Origin of the sequence: Microcoleus sp. AT8-B5 (assembly GCF_036705565.1) — a bacterium.
Lineage (GTDB): Bacteria > Cyanobacteriota > Cyanobacteriia > Cyanobacteriales > Microcoleaceae > Microcoleus.
Map to the genome: position 1 here is coordinate 112082 of NZ_JAUBUY010000010.1, position 19911 is coordinate 131992.

Annotated in this window: 19 protein-coding genes and 1 pseudogene; 18 read left to right on the forward strand and 2 right to left on the reverse strand. The window is 45.2% G+C overall.

All coding sequences use genetic code 11. From position 1 onward, the window contains the following. Nucleotides 1-4263 (forward strand): hypothetical protein, encoded by a 4263-nt coding sequence (locus QUB39_RS09480; protein WP_333261046.1) that lies wholly within the window; start codon nucleotides 1-3, stop codon nucleotides 4261-4263. A gap of 309 nt (nucleotides 4264-4572) precedes the next feature. On the opposite strand, the gene QUB39_RS09485 is transcribed toward QUB39_RS09480, so the two are convergent. Next, nucleotides 4573-6153 carry a hypothetical protein gene (locus tag QUB39_RS09485; RefSeq protein WP_333261043.1) on the reverse strand — a complete coding sequence of 527 codons (1581 nt, stop codon included), beginning with the start codon at nucleotides 6151-6153 and terminating at the stop codon, nucleotides 4573-4575. Nucleotides 6154-6543: 390 nt separating this feature from the next. Here QUB39_RS09485 and QUB39_RS09490 point away from each other — a divergent pair, with 390 nt between their 5' ends. The 8 genes from QUB39_RS09490 (at nucleotide 6544) to QUB39_RS09525 (ending at nucleotide 12726) form a co-directional block, all read left to right on the forward strand. After that, nucleotides 6544-7173: a hypothetical protein gene (locus QUB39_RS09490; protein WP_333261040.1), complete on the forward strand. Its 630-nt coding sequence runs from the start codon at nucleotides 6544-6546 to the stop codon at nucleotides 7171-7173. Between the two features lie 326 nt (nucleotides 7174-7499). Further along, complete coding sequence (locus QUB39_RS09495) at nucleotides 7500-8261, forward strand: ParA family protein (protein WP_333261037.1); 762 nt, start codon at nucleotides 7500-7502, stop codon at nucleotides 8259-8261. Then, entirely contained in the window at nucleotides 8251-9177 is a 927-nt protein-coding gene (locus tag QUB39_RS09500; RefSeq protein WP_333261034.1) for a ParB/RepB/Spo0J family partition protein, read from the forward strand. The genes QUB39_RS09495 and QUB39_RS09500 overlap by 11 nt, the downstream gene beginning before the upstream one ends. Nucleotides 9178-9806: 629 nt before the next feature. Next, on the forward strand, nucleotides 9807-10367 hold the full coding sequence (locus QUB39_RS09505; RefSeq protein ID WP_333261030.1) for a hypothetical protein: 561 nt from the start codon (nucleotides 9807-9809) through the stop codon (nucleotides 10365-10367). Further along, nucleotides 10367-11446 (forward strand): hybrid sensor histidine kinase/response regulator, encoded by a 1080-nt coding sequence (locus tag QUB39_RS09510; protein WP_333261026.1) that lies wholly within the window; start codon nucleotides 10367-10369, stop codon nucleotides 11444-11446. The genes QUB39_RS09505 and QUB39_RS09510 overlap by 1 nt, the downstream gene beginning before the upstream one ends. Before the next feature lie 93 nt (nucleotides 11447-11539). Then, nucleotides 11540-12274, forward strand: coding sequence for a response regulator transcription factor (locus QUB39_RS09515; RefSeq protein ID WP_333261023.1), 735 nt, complete (start codon nucleotides 11540-11542; stop codon nucleotides 12272-12274). Between the two features lie 95 nt (nucleotides 12275-12369). Continuing rightward, nucleotides 12370-12564 (forward strand): hypothetical protein, encoded by a 195-nt coding sequence (locus QUB39_RS09520; protein ID WP_333261020.1) that lies wholly within the window; start codon nucleotides 12370-12372, stop codon nucleotides 12562-12564. Nucleotides 12565-12576: 12 nt separating this feature from the next. Next, nucleotides 12577-12726 (forward strand): XamI family restriction endonuclease, encoded by a 150-nt coding sequence (locus QUB39_RS09525; protein WP_333485051.1) that lies wholly within the window; start codon nucleotides 12577-12579, stop codon nucleotides 12724-12726. A 100-nt stretch (nucleotides 12727-12826) separates the two neighbouring features. Here QUB39_RS09525 and QUB39_RS09530 read toward each other — a convergent pair. Next, nucleotides 12827-13555, reverse strand: a pseudogene (locus QUB39_RS09530) (IS4 family transposase); the annotation flags it as partial. A gap of 784 nt (nucleotides 13556-14339) precedes the next feature. Here QUB39_RS09530 and QUB39_RS09535 point away from each other — a divergent pair. The 9 genes from QUB39_RS09535 (at nucleotide 14340) to arsC (ending at nucleotide 19808) form a co-directional block, all read left to right on the forward strand. Then, nucleotides 14340-14615 (forward strand): thioredoxin family protein, encoded by a 276-nt coding sequence (locus QUB39_RS09535; protein ID WP_333261017.1) that lies wholly within the window; start codon nucleotides 14340-14342, stop codon nucleotides 14613-14615. A 58-nt stretch (nucleotides 14616-14673) separates the two neighbouring features. After that, nucleotides 14674-15162: a MerR family transcriptional regulator gene (locus QUB39_RS09540; protein ID WP_333261013.1), complete on the forward strand. Its 489-nt coding sequence runs from the start codon at nucleotides 14674-14676 to the stop codon at nucleotides 15160-15162. A gap of 1 nt (nucleotide 15163) precedes the next feature. Beyond that, nucleotides 15164-15370, forward strand: a complete 207-nt coding sequence (locus QUB39_RS09545) for a hypothetical protein (RefSeq protein ID WP_333298202.1) — start codon at nucleotides 15164-15166, stop codon at nucleotides 15368-15370. A 424-nt stretch (nucleotides 15371-15794) separates the two neighbouring features. Continuing rightward, nucleotides 15795-16154, forward strand: coding sequence for a metalloregulator ArsR/SmtB family transcription factor (locus tag QUB39_RS09550; RefSeq protein ID WP_333261010.1), 360 nt, complete (start codon nucleotides 15795-15797; stop codon nucleotides 16152-16154). 116 nt (nucleotides 16155-16270) lie between these two features. Further along, nucleotides 16271-17299 (forward strand): PstS family phosphate ABC transporter substrate-binding protein, encoded by a 1029-nt coding sequence (locus tag QUB39_RS09555; protein WP_333261007.1) that lies wholly within the window; start codon nucleotides 16271-16273, stop codon nucleotides 17297-17299. Between the two features lie 101 nt (nucleotides 17300-17400). Beyond that, nucleotides 17401-18123, forward strand: a complete 723-nt coding sequence (locus QUB39_RS09560) for an MIP/aquaporin family protein (protein WP_333261004.1) — start codon at nucleotides 17401-17403, stop codon at nucleotides 18121-18123. Nucleotides 18124-18184: 61 nt separating this feature from the next. After that, nucleotides 18185-18658 (forward strand): phosphatase domain-containing putative toxin, encoded by a 474-nt coding sequence (locus QUB39_RS09565; protein WP_333261001.1) that lies wholly within the window; start codon nucleotides 18185-18187, stop codon nucleotides 18656-18658. A 30-nt stretch (nucleotides 18659-18688) separates the two neighbouring features. After that, nucleotides 18689-19348, forward strand: a complete 660-nt coding sequence (gene arsH, locus QUB39_RS09570; RefSeq protein ID WP_333260997.1) for an arsenical resistance protein ArsH — start codon at nucleotides 18689-18691, stop codon at nucleotides 19346-19348. A 64-nt stretch (nucleotides 19349-19412) separates the two neighbouring features. Next, on the forward strand, nucleotides 19413-19808 hold the full coding sequence (gene arsC, locus QUB39_RS09575) for an arsenate reductase, glutathione/glutaredoxin type (protein WP_333260994.1): 396 nt from the start codon (nucleotides 19413-19415) through the stop codon (nucleotides 19806-19808). The last annotated feature ends 103 nt before the right edge of the window (nucleotides 19809-19911 follow it).

Sequence of the window (19911 nt, forward strand, 5' to 3'; positions counted from 1 at the left end):
ATGCCTTCTCTAGACTGGACAAAATTTGATTCACTTTCAGGTGAGAATACCCGCAACTTTGAAAATCTATGTCGCGGTCTTATGAGGCTGCAATATGGACGGTTTGGCGAATTCAAAGCACTAGCAAATCAGCCTGGTGTTGAATTTCATATAAAGCTGACTGAACAATGTCAGCTTGGTGATTCATCCCGTTGGTTCGGATGGCAATGTAAGCTTTTTCAGCGTAATCAAAATGGAACATTAAATGCAGCAAGCCGTAAGAATATTGAACACTCATTGGAAACTACTGAAAAGGTATTACCAAACCTCACAGATTGGGTTCTTTGGACTCCCTATACACTCAGTAAGGAAGATCAGGAATGGTATTACAGTCTTCCGACACAATACAAGTTGCACTTATGGGCTGAGGAAGAAGCTGATACTTATCTAAGTAGTGATGGCTTAATACTCAGAAGTACCTACTTTGGCGAACAGATTTTAACTCCGAATACTCTAGCAGAACGACACAGGATAGCAGTTCAGCCAATTCGAGAGCGCTGGCTAGAACCAGTCCACCAAGACGTTGATGCCGAGCGGATAATTCGGCGAATGCTGGGAGAGGTTGACTCATGGGGACAATTGATTGAAGTCGGGGAGCGTTTGAAGAATATATCTGATTTACTATCGTGTGAGTCAGACGGCGCTGTGCCCAGATTAAAACCCTACATAACCTCTTTTATTGATGCTTGCTCAGCGTTTGCTGATACTCTTATCAATTTTCATCAAATCCTTGCAGATGGAGACCTTGATGTTATCCAACAAAAACTAAAGGAACGAAAAACATTAATCAATATAGACGTTCGCGCGACCCCTAGACACTTACGGTCTGCAAATCATCCTGCTGCACTGTATGCTACTAATGCGCTAGACGATATGTACATAGCGCAAGAACTTCTCGACGAAGCTGAAGAATTTCTCGGAGTTGGTCTGGTTGGAGTTTTAGCCGATGCAGGTGGTGGTAAGACGCAGATGGCTGCCCAACTAACTGCTCCCCAGGAGAAGAGACCTGCTGGCATTTTTCTCCAGGGTCGTAATCTTCACAGGGGGCAGTCTCTCGATGATCTTGCAAAAACCCTCTCAATCAATGGCATTCCTATGCCGAGTATAGAGATGTTACTGGCAGCAGTGGATGCGGCTGGTAAACGCGCCTGCTGTCGATTACCAATCCTAATTGATGGACTTAACGAAGCTGAGAATCCAAAAGATTGGAAGCCTGAATTAGCTTCGCTCAGCGAGATTGTAAAGAAATACCCTAACGTTCTAGTAGTTTGCACATTGAGAACTGGAGAACGCAAAAAGGAAGATTGGCATCCGTATCGAGAGTCACAAACTGAGACTAGAGAATCATTCGCAGTTATGGCTCTTCCTGATGGCATAAAGGCAATAGAAAGTGAGGGGTTTGGAGGTGATGTTGATGAGGCAATCGAAAAGTATTTTAGCCACTTTAAAATAGACCCTGGCGATTCAGAGATTCCTACGGAGTTTTTACAGCACCCACTAACGCTGAGAATATTCTGCGAGGTCACCAACCCGAAAAAAGAATCTGAAGTCAAGATTGATTATTTTCCTACCTCGCTTGCACCACTATTTGACAAATATGTTGCTAATGCTGCTGAGCGAATTTCACAGATGATTAACCTCAACCATAGTTATACTGCAAATGAAGTGAAGAAGGCGATTTACACACTTGGAATCGAATTATGGAAGTGCGGAAAGCGGGAAATTAGCGAGTCAGGCTTTCGTGATGCAGTGTCTGATGCTTCTCGTGCGTGGGATAGCAGTATCGTTAATCTTCTGGCACAGGAAGGGATTCTCTTCAAGAACCCAGGACCAGGGTTTGAATTTGTAGTCACGCCAACTTATGACGCGCTCGGAGGGTATATTGTCGCTAATGCTCTTCTCATTAAGTACGCGCAGGATGTATCCTTTGCTTGGCTGAATACCCCTGAGACTATCGCACTATTCACTGGTGATACTAGCCACGAATTGGCGCTCGATATACTTCGATCTCTAGTTACACTGGCTCCGCGCCGAATGCAAGGGAGGCAAATTTGGCAGCATGTCTCGGAGCCGTTAAAGAAAAACGCTATTGCGTTGGCGGCTGAAATAGATACAGAGTATTTAGACCAAGAGACAGTAAGCGCCTTATTGAGCCTTTCACATGAATCCTCAAGATTTAGAAGCCGCTTGTTCTTTCGATTTCAAGTAGCCCGTGCAGTGGCACTTCACCCACTTAATGCTGCTTTTCTTGATGAGACACTTCGAGCAATGTCAGTTTCTGAACGAGATATTGTTTGGACTGAGTGGATTCGAGAAACACGCTCCGAGAGATTTAACGATCTACTGGCAATAGAGGGCAGGTGGAAACAACAACTGGACTTTTGGACTACTTCTGAACGACTGCGCGCGAAATGGGTTATGTGGCTTTTAACCTCTACAGATCGAGAACTTCGTGATGTGGCAACCCGTGCGTTGTACTGGTTTGGACGAGGAAACCCCGCAGCACTTTTTGAGGAGAGCTTAATAGCACTTGCGATCAACGATCTTTATGTCCCGGAGCGAATGCTTGCTGCAAGCTATGGAGTTGCAATGGCGCAGCATGCGGATTTAGGCGACCAAACCTTTGTGACCGAAACGTTACCGACCTATGCGCGGAGTATCTATGACTCAATGTTTGCAGAAAGCGCATCATTTAGCACTACACATTCCCTTATGAGAGAGTACGGAAGTCGGATTATAGAAATGGCTTCTCTACATCATTCTGAGCTTTTCACCTCTGAAGAAATTCAAAGAAGTAAACCTCCATTTAAAGAAGGGGGACTACGGGATTGGGGCGAAAGTGAAGCATCTAAAGAAAGGCGTTATGGTACAGATTCACCATTCCGGATGGATTTTGAAAACTACACTCTCGGACGTTTGGTGCCAAGACGCAGCAACTATGATTTCAATAATGAAGAGTATCAAAAGGTCAGAGCGCAAATTCTTTGGCGGATTGAGCAACTTGGATGGTCAAGTGAAAAATTCAAGGATATCGAAAGCTCAATAGAGAACCGAAATGACTGGAATACGACAGGAAGTGATACTCAGAAAATAGAGCGTTATGGTAAGAAATATTCATGGATTGCCTTCTATGAGATGACTGGTCTATTACATGATTTAGGAAAAATTGAGAGACGCAATGAGCGTGATTGGAACTGGGATCTTGATATTGACCCAAGTTTTCCAGAGCAATCACCAGAGGCTTGCCTTATACAGGCAGACTTACTTGGCGATCCTGGCATGGAGATGAAGGAATGGATCGTCAATGGATCACCACCTGATGTAAACCCTTATCTTCAAATGGCGGAGATTCAAAACGAAGTTGGTCCCTGGGTTATGTTAGATGGCTATATAGTCCAGGAAAACGAAACTCTTGGTCGAAACATTTTTTGCTTCATCCGAAGTTTTCTCGTCTTGTCCAGTGAGGCTGATTCTTTTTTCGAGCATCTATCCAATCAAAACTTAGGTGGAAGATGGTTGCCTGAAAAGCCATCAGTTGGCTATACGTTTGCAGGCGAGATTCCGTGGTGTGGAACGTTTCCTGAAAATAGCACTTGTGAATTCTCGTTCGTTGTGAAAGAGGAGACTGTTCAAGTTGAGCGGATGGAACCAAGATTCTTTTTAGATGGCAAGCAGCTAGATTTGAGTCATGTCGATATAGTTAAACTTCGCTTATTAGGTGTTAATGCATACAATGAGGGTGCTGAAAAACTTAGCGAAGAAGAACTTGGGCGTATTGAAATTCGTGAAATTCCAGTGGAAGTTGAGGAAGTACAGCAAGATATAATCACATATCATGCACTCATTCCGGTCTGTGACTTTCATTGGGAAAGTAGTCGTAGCCCTGCCAATCATGCTAGTCATGCCACTACGTTAGCAAAAGAGATTGCCTCTGATTTGGAGTTAATTGGTCAACCACAGACATTCGATCTGCTTACAAGGAAGGGAGTTAAAGCAACATATAACGTTTCTGATTGTAGCGATGATTTCAACAACAGTCAGTCACTGTTTTATATGCAAGAAGAATTATTGAGAGACTTTCTTAAGGAAAACGATCTCGCCCTTATTTGGGCTATTTGGGGCGAACGTCAATATTCATCGAATCAACTCAATAGATTATTTCATAGACCCAATCACCCAGACCCAGCTCATGCGGTGTACAGCCTTGTAAAACGTTACAAGTAAGTAGGTGGTTATAAATCAAGCAAGTAGGTGGTTATAAATCAAGTCAAAAACCCAAAAGCCAAGAGCCTCATACCAAAAGACTTCCAGCATCGAGTAGTGTTACTTTAATTTTGACCGCCTACTTACTTGTAGCCACGTTCATAAAGTTTTTCAAATAACTCTTGTTAGACATACTAGCCCGTACCTTGGAGTAAAGACTATCAGCATCGACTAAGATGTCACCTTCAGCCGTGCGACCATCAAAGAAAAGACCCGACTGCGCCAAAGCTACTATGATTTCTGTTACGGAAAAATTATATTTCCAACGTTTCAGCGCTGAAAACCACTTACACTGTCTTCTTCCGATCGCTCACAATCCCTACTCCTCGCCTCTATCCGATCTAGCTCATCTGCCACAACTCTCCAAAAGTCAATATCTTCAGGGGAAATACCCTGAGCTAAAACCAAATTTTCTCCGCGAACCTTGATTAACTCCCCTCGGACAGAAACAGTCAGAGAAGATACCGAAACCCCCTCCGACTCTCCCACGATCAGATCGTACAAATCTCCTACCCGAACGCGAGTGTACTCATCAGTCTCTTCCACGCGATCGGGAGCATGATTGAGTAAATACTCAAAAGCTCTTTGAGCTGTTGGCAGGATAGACTCAGCCAATTTTACCTGCTGAATATCCATTGTGGCTGCTGGCGGTACTGAATCAGCATTCAAATTATCTGCTGACACGTTTTCAATTATCGGCTCTAACCAGTTAGAGAATATAACCAAATCCTCTGAGTTTTCTTTAACAGTTGCATTCAATACCTCTGCATCGCCATAAGATAGAGCGCTTTGCACTTCACCCTCTAAAGTGATCCGCAGAACGATGTGGCTGTCTCGATCGGAAATCACCCTGATTGCTTCATCCTCCTCTAAAAATGCTGTCCAATCTTCTATAACTTTACGTTTTCCTAGCTTTAATAGTTGACAACCATCTAATAAAGTGCTGACTAGCAAATTCTCTAGCTCTAAGCGCTCCTCTTCTGGCAGCTTTACTATCTCTTCTTTAAACTGTTCTTGTACTTCCTCTTCACTTTCAGTCTGGTATTTCAAAAGAACCGGATTGCTTAAAGTAAGAGGTACGATTAGTTCGCTAGAATTAGAGCGATCGCTCTTCAAATCTTGCTCCTGTATTTCAGCTTCTAAAGTTCCTGTTTCTGTCGATCGCGAATCAGCTTCATCACCCTCTCCTTCACTGCCCAGCGTCCCAACTTGATTGTCGCCATCTATTTTGGACAGCTCGACAAGCAAATTTTGTTTTGGTTGCCAATCTTGCCTTTTTGAGGAAGATAAGCCTTTAAGCTCAAGAACTCGGCGTTCGCAATCTTTGTTTAATTCGATGAAATTGGCGGCATTAGTTTTTACCAGACTGATTTGAGCATAGGCATATTTCTCACCTGCTAAGGACAGAGCAAAATCAATAGCAGCAAGGCAGCCGTGATAGAAATCTTGAGTCTCGCCGATGCAGACACAATCTTCTATATCTGGTCCGCAATCGGTTTCTCTTCCAATTTGTCTAAGTTGAGAAATAGATCTAACAGGCAACCTAGAAATGGATAGCTTACAGTCACCTTCTACTGAACTTGAACTTAAACTTTGTTGGGATGAGTTATCTCCTTCATCATTGATAAAAGTTGCTATTTTAGCTTCTAAAAGGTTAAGCGTTTGTACTCCGCTTTCTTCGTCTATTAATTTAACTGCCCCATCCAATCCCGCCAGCAATCCCTGGTAAAAATCTTGAGTTTCTCCAGCTATTGCTCGGTCAGTTGCTATTTTCTCAAAAAAAGCCAGCCCTATTTGTTTTAGCCTCCAAATATAGTCAGGGGGAAATCTCTGTATGGTGTCTAAAAACATAAGTGTTCCGCCATCTAAAAGCGCGTCGATCTTTTAGCAACCAACCTATCATGCGCTCTTGTCGATCTCGGTACGCCTTCAGTTGTAACTAACTTTAGTTCTCAAGGCAGAGAACATTGAACCAGTAATTGTTTAATCAAAAAGTATTGTCTAGAAAAAACCCATTGAATAAATGCCTTTTGCCTATTGCTATAACTAACTGGAATTACAAGAAACAACAGCCACTCGGACGATAGTTTTGCCTCTCAATCGCGTTTTAATAGTCCGCAAGATTAATTTTGCCGATGACTTTTGAGGTGGGAAATTAGGAGGGACGGCGGATTGAGTTTACAGCCTTTAGCTTTTAGCTTTAAGCAATAACTTTACTGTTAATAGGAGAACGGCGTTCCCATGCATTTTGACTATCAATACAGCTCTCGACAGCCTGCACCCGTCGCCGATCCGCTGCGGCACAGCAGGAGGCACATACTAGCATCCGTCCTATTGCTACTGGACAGCGATCGCGCTTTTGCCGACTGGTCTCTCCCCCAAATGCCCCACGTATCAGGGTTTACCTACAAAGGAAATCGCTTTTTGGTAGCAACTCACAAAGAGGCTGAGCAGATAGTTTGGGGGTGGCTCAAGGATAATTTATGGGCAGTAACCAATACTGCTGAAGATATTGACTTGCTGCTCCAGCACTTGCAAATTTCACCATCTCTAATTGAAGCACTCAATGGACAAGCTACTCTGAATTACCTTCGGACAGTTCATCCCAGAAAATTCTGCAAGCTTCTGTCCCCTGCCATAGCCAATCCCACCCAGTTCGTGCAAGCTCTGTTTAAGAACCGCAGCAGACCGGGACTGGTTAAACGCGCCATTTGTGAATCAGCCCAGTTCTCGCCTCTGGCAACGACCGAAGTGGAACGGGCCGGATATCTCATTTACTGCATTATTAATCAACCAGAGGTACTTCCTGGCTCGCTCAAACTAACAATCAACTATCCTTATTCCTACAAGTCAATGAAAGAGCGAGCTTAGAAGTATTTAGCGTCACCTGCTAGCATTCATGAACGCGACCGCATTGCCGTTGTCTTTCACAGCAACGGCATGGTCACTGTTGCCAATTGCCTTTGGGAGTGGGAAAAAATAAAAAAATTCCTAATGCGCCTTCAGAGACATCACCTTGATATGAGAGTATAACTATAGTTTTTCTACAAAACGGTCTGGGAATAGTGAGGGTTCATGCCTAAAGTGCAGACATTCCCAAACTTCAACAAAAGTGCAAATATGCTTACAGTTTTAACCGCCACCTCCCTTTGCACTCCGTTTTGGAACTATGGTGGCACGCTACCGGAGGGCAATTCATGACAAAGATAATCTCGCTGTTCAACCAAGCGGGCGGTGTGGGGAAAACCACGATCGCGCTCAATCTCGGCTACCACCTCTCCTTACGAGGCCACAAGGTTCTTCTCATCGATATCGATCCTCAAGGTTCTCTAACGCTCTTCATGGGGGTTGACTCTCAGAATTTGGATAAAACTGTGTTTGATGCCATTGTCAATGAGGAACCTCTTTCCATCCACACGGGCATTCACGGTATGGATTTGGCTCCTACCAACATCAACCTCAGCGCGGCGGAAATTCAACTGGTTAACATGGATTTTCGGGAAGTTCGCCTCAAAGATACGATCGCCCCCATTCAAGACAATTACGATTTCATCCTCATAGATTGCCCTCCCAGTTTAGGGTTGCTCAGCTACATCAGCCTGGTAGCTGCTACTCACGTCTTAGTCCCCGTTGAGACTCACTACAAAGCCTTTGAGGGCACCAACCTGCTGTTGCAAACAGTAGCAAGAATCAGAAAGAAAGGAAACCGCTCTTTGCAGATAGCTGGTTTTGTTCCCTCCCGCTATGCTGCTACCAACTCTCAGGACAAGCGGACTCTCAAAGCCATAAACGAGCAGTTTACGACCTTTGGCCCCGTTTACACTCCCATCCCGCGCATAACTGCTTTCGCGGATGCTTCCGAGAAACAAGTCCCGCTTGCTGTTTACGAACCTAAAAATCCCGTCGTCAAAATATTAGACCAGCTATCCGCCTTGATGGAGAAACTCAATGTCAAGTAAGAATGACCAGCCCTATAAAGGTAAGGCAAATTTGAGCGTTTTGTTTGGAGATGAAGAAGTGGCAGAACCAACAGCAGAAAAACTGCTCTCGATTGAGTCGATAAAGCTTCCATCCTCTCAACCTCGCCGATACTTCGACTCCCAAGCTATGCAGGCTTTGGTTGAGTCAGTAAAAACTGATGGAATTCTCCAACCTCTATTAGTCCGTCCTTTGGGAAATGAAAAATACGAGCTAGTAGCTGGCGAAAGGCGGTATAGAGCTGCTAGAGAAGTGGGATTGACAGAAGTTCCTGTTATCGTTCGGGACTTGACCCAACAGCAAGCTCTGCGCGTCGCATTAGTTGAGAACCTCCAGCGGGAAGACCTCAACCCAGTCGAAGAAACCGAGGGGATATTGCAACTGCTCTCTCATCACCTTGAATACGATCTAGAAGAGGTGGTACGGCTGCTCTACCGGATGCAAAATGACGTACAGAGGATGAATGATAACGTTATCATTCATCATGAAACGCAAATAGTCGTCAAGGTTTTTAGCGAATTGGGGCGGATGTCATGGGAGTCTTTCGTCAGCAATAGACTGGGACTGCTGAAGCTGCCGTCAGACATCCAAGAAGCCCTCCGCCGAGGTCAGATCGAGTATACTAAGGCGCGAGCGATCGCCAAAGTAAAAGACGAGCAGGCAAGAAAGTCGCTTCTAGAAGCCGCGATCGCTGAATGTCTATCTCTAACTCAGATTAAAGAACGCATCGCGGATTTAAAGGCAGGTAATTCGGAAGAAGAACCGGAAGAAAATCTGAAAACAAAAATAAAGGGAGTTTTAGCAAAAGCGAACAAGTCCAAAGCTTGGAGCGATGCAAAGAAGCAGAAGCGCCTCCAAAAAATTCTAATAGAGCTAGAATCCCTCTTAGTAGATTAGAAAAAACAAGGGCAATGCCGCATTCTGCCTAATTCATGCAACCGGATTCTAGAGAAGAAGTTCCGGCATTGAAGGGATGGTCGTACCCATTCAAATACAGAAGCGCTCGGATACTTCTGAGGAATTAAATATGCGACTTCTAGCGGACGCCTTCATAAAGCAAACGGCAAGGCGGTTAGGAGTTTCCAAGTTCCTGAAACCATTGATTCTAGTTCGTTTTTTCCCTAGTCCCTAGTAAGATCTCCCCTAGTCCCTAGCTATACTTCGGGCGAGCGGCGCGATCGCGCGGAGTACAGGGCTTGATATTATTTCTGCCCTGGCTGTTGGGAGGCAAAGGTTAAGTTTTTGTCAAGGATGCTGTGTTAACCAAGAGAACATTATTTTTTGGTGCTCGGTCTGATACAGGCGATCGCGCACGGGACGGCACAACTATTTCTGTAAAAAGAAAAGTCGAGCTAACAATTCTAACCAAGAGTGACAGTGAAGGAGAAATTATTAGCTTTGCGACAGTGAATGAGAAATCAGCTTTTAGGTAGAATTCGATCGAGCTTGGCAGTTGATAGGTTAGAGACATAGAGATGAAACCGAAAAAAGCAAACTCAAACCCTGTTTGGCTTATGTTGACAGTTATGCCACAAAGTCACACTCTTTCAAACCACAGCCGACTTTCACCGCCGGCAAAGTATCAAACCCTGTTAGACTGTTTTTTGGCAGATTTTCAAAAGTCGCTAAATGCTTTAGCCCGCGCTTGGAACAAGTATCAGCCCAACGATTCGCTCTCAAACGACAGAAAACAAGACTTAGATTGGCTTGAAACGACGCTGCAAGAGTACAAAATTTCCATCCACACTTCAACTAGGAGGCAAGAGTTTTGGAAAGGTTGCAGGGATGGAAAAAAAAGCAGGAGAACAATTTCTGACGAAGGCTCGCCAAATGTCGCACAAACCTTACTCAACGCGACCGCGAATCCGAAAATCCCTCAAATCTACGATCTGGGGTTCCATGTTGGATGGCGGTACGCTCGTCTCAAAGACTACTTGTTGCGAATCAGAAAGCAGCGAAAGTTGGAAGAATCCAAGCAGCTTCAAGATTATCAACAGTTTTTAAGTTTTATCCGCCAAAAGGCTGACTCAGAAGATATGGACTCGTTCGTAAGCTTTGGATGGAGGCGGGAGGGAAATCCAGGGTAATGAGAGATAAACGCAGTAAAATCTTGGCGGTTGATGATACGACTGACAACTTATTTATTATGCAGGCTATCCTCTCCGAAGAAGGCTACTGCGTCAGTACAAGTTCTAGCGGACTTGATGCTTTAGCTTTAGTTGAGGAGTCGCCCCCAGATTTACTCCTGTTGGATGTAATGATGCCAGAAGTAGACGGTTACGAAGTGACTTACAGAATTCGCTCAAATCCTCAACTTCCCTTTATCCCCATCCTGTTAATTGCGGCTGACAACTCAACAACCATAGCAGATGGACTCGACTTGGGCGCTGACGATTTCGTTTGCAAGCCCATCCAAGTAAATGAGTTGCTGGCTCGCGTCCGTGGCCTCCTCCGGCTCAAACACAGCATAGATGCGATGCAGGAAGTAACAAAGGCGCGAGAGGATTTTGTGGCTCGTCTTACCCACGACTTGCGGATTCCCCTAGTCGGCGCTGATAGAATGCTGACCCTACTCCAACGAGGGAAATTTGGTGAACTGCCCGTTCAAGCGGTAGAGGCGATCGCAACCATCGGCAGCAGTAACCAAAATTTGCTTTCGTTAGTCAATACTTTACTGGAAGTTCACCGATTTGAATCTGGTTGCAAAACTCTGGCGCGCACCCCCTTTGACCTCAAAAAACTGGTCAAAGAAGTCGTTAAGGAACAGGAGGCTGTGGCTATTGATAAAGGACTTGTCCTAACTTTCGACGACTCTGACCCGCAACCACTACGAATTGAAGGCGATCGCCTCGAACTCCGCCGAGTCATCACCAACTTAGTGGGAAATGCGATTAAATTCACCGATTTTGGTTGTGTGAAAATCGTTGTTCGTCCAGATGCCAAGTGGGTAAATATTACCGTAGAAGACACCGGCCCCGGTATCAGAGCCTCAGAACAAGCTTCGCTGTTTGAACGATTCCGCCCCGGAAACCATGCTAGAGCAGGTTGCGGCCTGGGGCTGCACTTGTCTTGCCGGATTGTAGAAGCCCACTCTGGCAGCATTGACGTGATATCAACGGTGGGTCAAGGCAGCACATTTACTGTACGGCTTCCCATCTCGCTCTAAAAGTTTTGTTTGGATCCAAAAGAGCGCATACGTTCTACCTTGGACACACCCCTGTCCCTGAAGTACAATTGTCCCTTTTTAAACAAACCAACCATGAATAAAATTAGCGTTGCCTTAATTGAAGACCACCACCTGACAAGGGCTGGAATCAAAGCAGCTTTAGAAGACTGCGAAGAACTCGAATTTATCGGAGAAGCAGCTAACGGTCTGCAAGGGATAACTTTACTGGAGAAAACCCTGCCTGATGTAGCGATCGTTGATATCGGACTACCGGGGTTGGTAGATGGGATTGAATTGACAAAAAGATTCAAAGAATACGTGCAAACTTCCAAAGCCCCAAGCATAGATAACCAACCGAAAGTGTTGATTTTGACGATGCAGGATAACGAGGAATCAGTGCTGGCAGCTTTTGCAGCGGGAGCAGACTCTTACTGCATGAAAGATGTCAGTTTTGAAAAGTTAGTGGAAGCTGTTGTTGAGACAAATGCTGGCGAAAACTGGATCGATTCTTCAATTGCTAGAATCGTTTTGGCTCGCATGAATAACCCTTTCAAGGAAGCTGTTAACAAAGCCCCCATTTCCACTGTGTCAATCAATGGAGTTGAGCCAGAATACAGTCAGTTGTTAATGGCAAACCCTTTAACAGAACGAGAAAAAGAGGTTATAGAGTTGATTGTCGAAGGGTGCAGCAATGAGGAAATTTGCAAGCAGCTATACATTTCCCTCGGTACTGTGAAAACTCATGTGCGTAATATCCTTAATAAGCTGTCTTGCGACGATCGCACTCAAGCTGCTGTCAGAGCCCTTCGCGCGGGTTTAGTTGACTAAATCCGTTTCAAGAGCAACCGCTTGGTGGATAATACAACAGAGACGTTCCAGCAATCTAAGCTATTTAGGCGAGGGTCGCGATTAAAGGAGGTGCAGTGCCAGTTAATGCCGACAAACCACACTTGTGGAAACCCGATATTGCCCTGTCGGTAGACTTCTATAACAATTGGTTCATGCAGTTTGCTCCAAAAGCCTATCGCGACACTCGCATTGCTACAACTCAACAAGTTGAATCTGCTTCTTCTGAGACAGCCAATCTTACCAACATCACGTCCGCATTACTGCGATAGCATCCAGAGGTTTTGCCCATTTTACGCATGGCGGCAGCGCCGCCAATTGCGCGCGATAGCCGGATCGGTTTAGCAGGAGTGTCGCCAAACCTGGTCAAAAATATGGAAGAGAACAACGAATTCCGCCCCGGGCAGACATTGCAACTCTGGATGCTGAACTAACAAAAATCGGCGTTGCTGAAATGAGGTATGATCGAGGGGGCGAGTGAAAGAGCGAGAAAATAATGAACATTAAATCAGACTATCGGCTCAATAAGTAGGGCTACCGTGTACACAGAAGTTGATTCTGAGCTAGTTTCCATCCCAAAAAGATGGATTCAAACTGTCGGAGTCCATGAACAAGGGTAGGCATTCCGGGAGGTCTCTGAGAACTATAACCAGAGCAACCCCCAAGTCGAGCAATCAGCCAAGTAGCCCACGGTAAGGAGGCGGGAGGATAGGGATTTTGCAATTTTTTCGTGCGCCCTTGAAAAGATGGTTCAATCACAGACAAGCATTGCTGTTGAGAATCAGAGAAAGTCAGGGAAACTGGTAAGTCGGCACGATCGCGCCCTTCAACCATTTGTAGGGTTCGCACGGCAACGCCTAAAGCCAAGACAGTGAGTCGTTGAATGGCAGCTACGAACTCTAACTGTGTAGCTTCAAGATTTAATCCTGCTTGTTTCCATGTGGCAAAAAGTTGTTCAATGCGCCATCGCCATCGATACCATTCGATAACTTGTAGTGCTTGTTCTAAACAAACCACCCTGTGAGTTGTGAGTAATCGCCAATGAATCGCTTCTTGCCCTGCCGGAGGATTAACTTCTATTGCTTCGACTGCGTAAAGAGTGATACTGGGTGGATAATCTTGTGCCTTCAATTGATCTGGACGCCGAATCTTAACACTAACACAGCGAATAATAAGCAATGCTTCTCTCGCCGTCCGACCAATGCGTGGGTCTGCTGGTACATCAATTGTATAAGCCCCTTCACAGGGCTGTTCTGTTAAATACAGAATATTCCATGTATATCTGGTACACACAATCTTGTAGTAACTAAGGTGCGTCGCCATCATCAACAATCTGCAAGTTTCATTGAACCGGAGGCGGCAACGACGCGCCCTACATAAGACGTACCACACAATATAGCTGCTACTGTACTTCATGAACCTGGAATATGCTGTAAGAACTTTGAGGGCGAAATTCAAAACTTGGGTTATCCGAAGGCTGCTTTATTTTCTTTTTGTTTAGCTCTGGTTTCTTACAATATTTTAGCTGTAGTCCGAAGGGCTCTCGGCAGTGTACGCGGTGTGGGAAAAATTGAGTCAAGTCTTTGAGAATTCTACGAAAGTTGATGAAATTTAAGGAACTTATCGGGGGACGACTATAGCCTGTGAAGCTGATAATTGGAGGCATATTCAGGCTTGGTCATTGTCTCAACTGGCTGATTTTCTGTTAGATTTAGCTGCACGAGTGAATTTGAAGTCTTTTCTGAAGCAGCCACGTTCCCCCAGAAAGAAGAAACCACCGGGGAATTGTTGACTCACGTCACCGTCATCTTTCTACAGCAAGGCTGCTGGAGCAAGCTCAGCAGCCACCTTGACAGGGCTGGGTTTGGTCAGCCTACGATCTCCCTCCCTTCAAGCATATATTTTTATGCGGGTATGGGCATATAGAGCGTTTATAAACAATTCACTTTTTGCTAGCGCTGTAAAAAAAGTTTCCCATCCCCCTTGACATTGAAGTCAGGTTCAAGGTTTAAGCTACTCTTATAACTCTTCAAAAAAGGTTAAGAGAATGGCTAAACGTATAGTCGAAGTCTTCACTGCTGGGTGTCCCTTGTGTGATGAAACCGTTAAGTTAGTGAGGGAGTTAGCCTGCTCAAACTGTGAGGTGCAGGTTTACGATCTGCGTGAGGGTTGCGCCACCAATAAGTGCCGTGAGAAAGCAAACCAGTACGGCATTAACCGCGTCCCTGCTATTGTCGTCGATGGTAAACTTGCTGAGTGTTGCTCTCACCAACAGCCAGTGTCCCGCGAAGCGCTTATAGCTGCTGGTATTGGGCAAGGATAAATTACTGATGGGGAGGGGTAATCGCCCTCCCATTCTCAATTAAAGAGGTGGCAAAAAAGTGAAACAGGGATTGTTTATCAGCCAGTTAAGCCGTCAACTGGGTATACCCGTTCCGACAATTCGCTATTACGAACGCTTGGGACTACTCAAGCCACCTGAGCGAACACAGTCACAATATCGTATCTATTCAGAAGAAGCGCTAGAACGTCTGCGGTTTATTCAAAAAGCTAAGCACTTCGGACTTTCCCTAGATGAGATCAAAAAGCTCATTGACATCAGCGCCCAAGGTATTCCTCCCTGTGCAAGCCTTAAGGCAATGGTAAAGGAGCATCTAGATGAGTTGGAGTGCCGTATTGAGGAAATGGTTGAATTTCGCCAGGATTTGGCTAATCGGTATTCAAAGATTGAGGCTTTGGTTGAAGAAGAGTCAACCACACCGAACAATGTCATCTGTGGTAGCACAATCTGTCGGCTGATTGAGCAAGAAAACGATACCCCCCGAAACATTACCAGCGAAACAGTTGTTAAAGAGCGTTTTAAGCGTTGATATGCGATCGCACTCATGGATTTTGGGCATGGCAGAGGTGTTCAGGTTTTGGTTTGGGTTTAGTTTCCCAAAAATTGAGGTGTTGGTGGCGATCGCGAACGCTGTTTTGCTTAAGATACCGCAGCGTTGTCTTTGTCAAGGATACGCTGCGAAAACTGGACTAATTCAGCAAAGCAACCGGGGTTATTTTCAAGCAACCATTCCGTGAGCATTACTGAGTGTTTAGTTTTCCTAAACTCGACCCGCGCGTTAATATTTTCGTCAACGTATTGGGGATTTGATAACTCCTCTGAAGTAATCCTTTTAACTCAAATCCATCCAATCCGCTAGACCCCTTGGAGCAAGAAGTTGACGAGCAAGGCCAAGAATTGCCGAGACAGTACCACCCAGCTACTAAAAAAACTTTGCAAAAAGTCTTTATCATCCTGGTAGTTGTTGGGGCAATTCTTGGGGAATTTTATCTATAGGGGTGATTTCGCTGATGCAAAAGGTCGGACTCACTGATGTGCCGGCGCGGGTACAGAATCCGAAGTAATCAAGTCCGAAGAATCTGTCGATGCTGAATGCACTGATTTTCTGGGATGAAGCTTGAGAAACTATAATGTTTTGTATGGATGTTTTCTAAATAATTGATGCTTAAAAATTCTACGGCTGCGCCCGATCGCATTTCACAGCGACAGATTTCAGAAAAACTTGTCTCCTCCGGCTTTCACGCTCTTTCTGACCCCCTGCGAATTCAGATTTTGGAGTTGCTGCGAGAACAGGAGTTGTGCGTTTGCGAATTGTGCGATCGACTTTCTGTCCCTCAGCCTAAACTGTCTTTCCACCTCAAAACCTTGAAGGATGCAGCTTTAGTCCGCAGCCGCCAAGAAAGCCGCTGGATTTACTACAGCCTCAATTTAGCTCAGTTTGTCGCCCTCGAACAGTACCTCGCCGAATACCGCCGCTTCAGCCAGATCCTGCCGGCCCGCCCTTGTTCCGACGCAGATTAACCCATCAACATTTCTTAATATGTTTATTGCCTGTTTGTCTTCCCTCATACTTGACATATCAAATTTTATTGATATGATTCCAGTGTACCCCTTAGTTATGACATTGGGTGAGGTCAATGAACCCAGCAGAAAAGCCCAAGGTTTCCGTACTAAGTATAATTGCTTTGACCATAGGTGCGATCGGGCTGCTCAGCTCCTGCGGACAAGTCCAGTCGCCAGAATCGCAAAGCATTAAAATTGACGGTTCCAGCACCGTGTATCCAATTACGGATGCGATGGCAAAAGAATATCAAAATACGAATCCCCAGAAAGCATCAATTACTGTTGAATTCTCCGGTACAGGTGGAGGATTTAGAAAGTTTTGTGCTGGCGAAACTGACATCAGCAACGCCTCGCGACCCATCAGCCCAGGGGAAATGGAAGCCTGCAACAAAGCTGGCATCCGCTACTACGAATTACCTGTCGCTTTTGACGCGCTCACAGTAGTAGTCAATCCAAAAAACGACTGGATAAAAGACATTACTGTAGAGGAATTGAAAAAGATTTGGGAACCCGCCGCCCAAGGAAAAATTACCCGTTGGAATCAGATCCGACCCAATTGGCCGAATCGACCTCTAACCCTCTACGGGGCAGGCAAAGATTCCGGTACATTTGACTACTTCACAGAGGCAACAGTAGGTACTGCGAAAGCCAGCCGTACCGACTATACAGCTAGTGAAGACGATACAGTTTTAGTGCAAGGGGTTATTAAAGACGAAAATGCTTTGGGTTACTTTGGATTTTCCTATTACGAAGACAACCAAAGTCAATTGAAAGCTGTAGGTATTGACAGAGGCAAAGGAGCAGTGTTGCCCTCCCGCGAAACTGTAGAAAAAGCTCAATATAACCCCCTTGCACGACCTCTATTTATCTATGTCAACTACAACTCTGCTCAAAATAAAATAGAAGTACGCAATTTTGTAGAATTCTACATGAAGAAAGCTCCGACCTTAGTTAGTTCTGTGGGTTATATTCCTTTACCAAAAGAAGGCTATCAACTAATTTATAACCACTTCTACAATGGCAAGGTGGGGACAGTTTTTGGTGGCAAAGCTCAGCTTGACTTGACTATTGGCGAGTTATTGCGACAGCAGGCAAATTTTTAGGTATCAGTGCTCATCTGTCAACTGTTGTAGCTTCTTAGCTGTCAATCTAGATTGGTAACTAAACTATAACAACCGAGGTAAATTTCTCACGGATCTACTCAATGTTCAAGTCAGTTTCTAAAACAGTGAGAAGCTTGTTTTCACCGGAGTGTCGCAGAGAAGCGCTCGCCGAATTTCTGGGTACATTTATTCTAGTTTTTGCAGGCACGGGCGCGGTGATGGTTAACAAAATTAGCCAGGGTGCTATTACTCATTTAGGCATCAGTTTTGTCTTTGGAGCCGTTGTAGCCGCGATGATTTATGCTACTGGTCATCTTAGCAGCGCCCACCTAAATCCTGCTGTAACATTCGCTTTCTGGGCTAGCGGCTTTTTTGTAAGCAAACGTGTTTTGCCTTATATTCTAGCGCAGTGTGCGGGCGCGATAGCAGCTTCCACACTGCTGCTAATTACTTTAGGAAAAGTGGCAAATCTCGGTGCAACTGTTCCTCTGAATGGTAACTGGTTACAGTCTTTAATTCTAGAAACAGTATTGACTTTTATCCTGATGTTTGTTATTTTAGGTTCAGGATTAGATAGGCGCGCTCCGATCGGTTTTGCCGGGATAGCAATTGGGTTAACTGTAGGGTTAGAAGCTGCATTTATGGGGCCAATTACCGGAGCGAGTATGAATCCGGCGCGGTCATTTGGCCCAGCAATTGTAGGAGGAATTTGGCAGCACCAGTGGGTTTATTGGGTTGCACCAATTTTAGGAGCACAACTAGCTGTTTTGGTTTATCGGATAATATCCAACGGATTTCGCGATATAAGTAAGCGAGGAAAATAAATGGAAAGTGTGATATTTATTTGCCAGAAAAATTCTACCCCTGTCGGATGAGGCGGCTGCAATGGACGAACAACAAGCGCAACCAATTTCAGAGAATTTGTGGTGGGTGATTCCAGGCCAACTGGCAGGGGTGCGGAAGCCAACAGCAGAGGAACTCTCTACGCTTCAGTCAGTAGGTATTGGGGGGATCGTCTCTGTAATGGACGATGCTTCCAATCTGGATTTGTATGAGCAGGCAAACATTCCTCACCTTTGGTTGCCAACGAAAGGCGGTACTGCACCCAGCCAGGAACAGATTCAGCAATTGCAAACCTTTGTGGATAGCCAGAATCATTGTGGGCACGGGGTTGCAATTCACTGCACAAGTGGCAGACGACGCACCGGAACGATGCTGGCTTCCTACTTGATTCAGGCAGGTTCATCCTATGACGATGCGATACTCACTATTCTGGATGCCAATCCCAACGTTGAATTGAGAGAGGCGCAAACCGCTTTCCTGCAAGAGTTAGCAGGAAAACAAACTTATTCTCAATAGCCCCATTCTTATAACTAATTAACGCTACTCATGACTCGTTTTGACCATCCTCCTCGCATCCTGTTTTTGTATGGCTCTTTAAGAGAGCGTTCTTACAGTCGCTTGTTGGCAGAAGAATCTGCAAGAATTATTCAGGATTTCGGTGCTGAAGTTCGGTTTTTCAATCCTCTAGAATTGCCCATTTACGGTAGCGTTCCCGATACCCATCCCAAGGTTCAAGAATTGCGGGAATTGAGTTTGTGGTCGGAGGGTCAAGTGTGGTCTAGTCCAGAAATGCACGGCAATATTACGGGCATTATCAAAAATCAAATTGACTGGATTCCTTTAAGTATTGGGGCTGTCAGACCGACTCAAGGCCGAACTTTGGCGGTGATGCAAGTCAGTGGCGGTTCGCAGTCTTTTAATGCTGTCAATACTTTGAGAATTTTGGGCCGCTGGATGCGGATGTTTACGATTCCGAATCAGTCTTCTGTGGCGAAAGCTTATCAGGAGTTTAATGAAGATGGGACGATGAAGGATTCGCCTTATCGCGATCGCGCGATCGACGTGATGGAGGAACTGTACAAGTTTACCTTACTGTTGCGGGAGCAAACCGACTATTTGACCGATCGCTACAGCGAACGCAAAGAACAAGCGGCCAAAGAGGCGATCGCACTAGCAAATCGAGCCCTTGAATTACCGGGCGCTTAGAAACCGCCGGAACCCCGACAGCAACCCATAACCAACAACTAACAACTAACAACCAACAAAAACCATGAAAAAAGTAATGTTTGTTTGCAAAAGAAACTCCTGCCGATCGCAAATGGCAGAAGGATTCGCTAAAACCATCGGAGTCGGCAAGATTGGAGTCACCAGTTCCGGGTTAGAATCAAGCAGAGTACATCCGACAGCAATTCAAGTCATGTCAGAAATCGGCATTGACATCACCGATCAAACATCCAACCCATTAAACGAATTCAATGCAGAAGACTACGACGCCGTAATTTCTCTGTGTGGCTGCGGCGTGAATTTACCCGAAGCGTGGGTATTGCGAGAAGTGTTTGAAGATTGGCAACTCGACGACCCCGACGGACAACCCATCGAAACTTTTCACCGCGTTCGAGATGAAATTAAAGCACGAGTTGAAACATTAGTTGACACTCTCAAGTAAGAGTGATATAGCAATCCTAAATCATTTGTGAATTTCTTACTCCCGAGCGAGCGGGTTCGGAGAGGGTTGGGGTGGGGTAAAAAATTTACGACTCCTGCAAGGA

Coding starts and splice junctions, on each gene's coding strand:
- QUB39_RS09545 (WP_333298202.1), top strand. CDS start 15,164: ATGCGATCGCACTCATGGATTTTGGGCATGGCAGAGGTGTTCAGGTTT.
- QUB39_RS09500 (WP_333261034.1), top strand. CDS start 8,251: ATGTCAAGTAAGAATGACCAGCCCTATAAAGGTAAGGCAAATTTGAGC.
- QUB39_RS09505 (WP_333261030.1), top strand. CDS start 9,807: ATGCCACAAAGTCACACTCTTTCAAACCACAGCCGACTTTCACCGCCG.
- QUB39_RS09480 (WP_333261046.1), top strand. CDS start 1: ATGCCTTCTCTAGACTGGACAAAATTTGATTCACTTTCAGGTGAGAAT.
- QUB39_RS09490 (WP_333261040.1), top strand. CDS start 6,544: ATGCATTTTGACTATCAATACAGCTCTCGACAGCCTGCACCCGTCGCC.
- QUB39_RS09560 (WP_333261004.1), top strand. CDS start 17,401: ATGTTCAAGTCAGTTTCTAAAACAGTGAGAAGCTTGTTTTCACCGGAG.
- QUB39_RS09510 (WP_333261026.1), top strand. CDS start 10,367: ATGAGAGATAAACGCAGTAAAATCTTGGCGGTTGATGATACGACTGAC.
- QUB39_RS09485 (WP_333261043.1), bottom strand. CDS start 6,153: ATGTTTTTAGACACCATACAGAGATTTCCCCCTGACTATATTTGGAGG.
- QUB39_RS09535 (WP_333261017.1), top strand. CDS start 14,340: ATGGCTAAACGTATAGTCGAAGTCTTCACTGCTGGGTGTCCCTTGTGT.
- arsC (WP_333260994.1), top strand. CDS start 19,413: ATGAAAAAAGTAATGTTTGTTTGCAAAAGAAACTCCTGCCGATCGCAA.
- QUB39_RS09555 (WP_333261007.1), top strand. CDS start 16,271: ATGAACCCAGCAGAAAAGCCCAAGGTTTCCGTACTAAGTATAATTGCT.
- arsH (WP_333260997.1), top strand. CDS start 18,689: ATGACTCGTTTTGACCATCCTCCTCGCATCCTGTTTTTGTATGGCTCT.
- QUB39_RS09565 (WP_333261001.1), top strand. CDS start 18,185: ATGGACGAACAACAAGCGCAACCAATTTCAGAGAATTTGTGGTGGGTG.
- QUB39_RS09515 (WP_333261023.1), top strand. CDS start 11,540: ATGAATAAAATTAGCGTTGCCTTAATTGAAGACCACCACCTGACAAGG.
- QUB39_RS09495 (WP_333261037.1), top strand. CDS start 7,500: ATGACAAAGATAATCTCGCTGTTCAACCAAGCGGGCGGTGTGGGGAAA.
- QUB39_RS09550 (WP_333261010.1), top strand. CDS start 15,795: ATGCTTAAAAATTCTACGGCTGCGCCCGATCGCATTTCACAGCGACAG.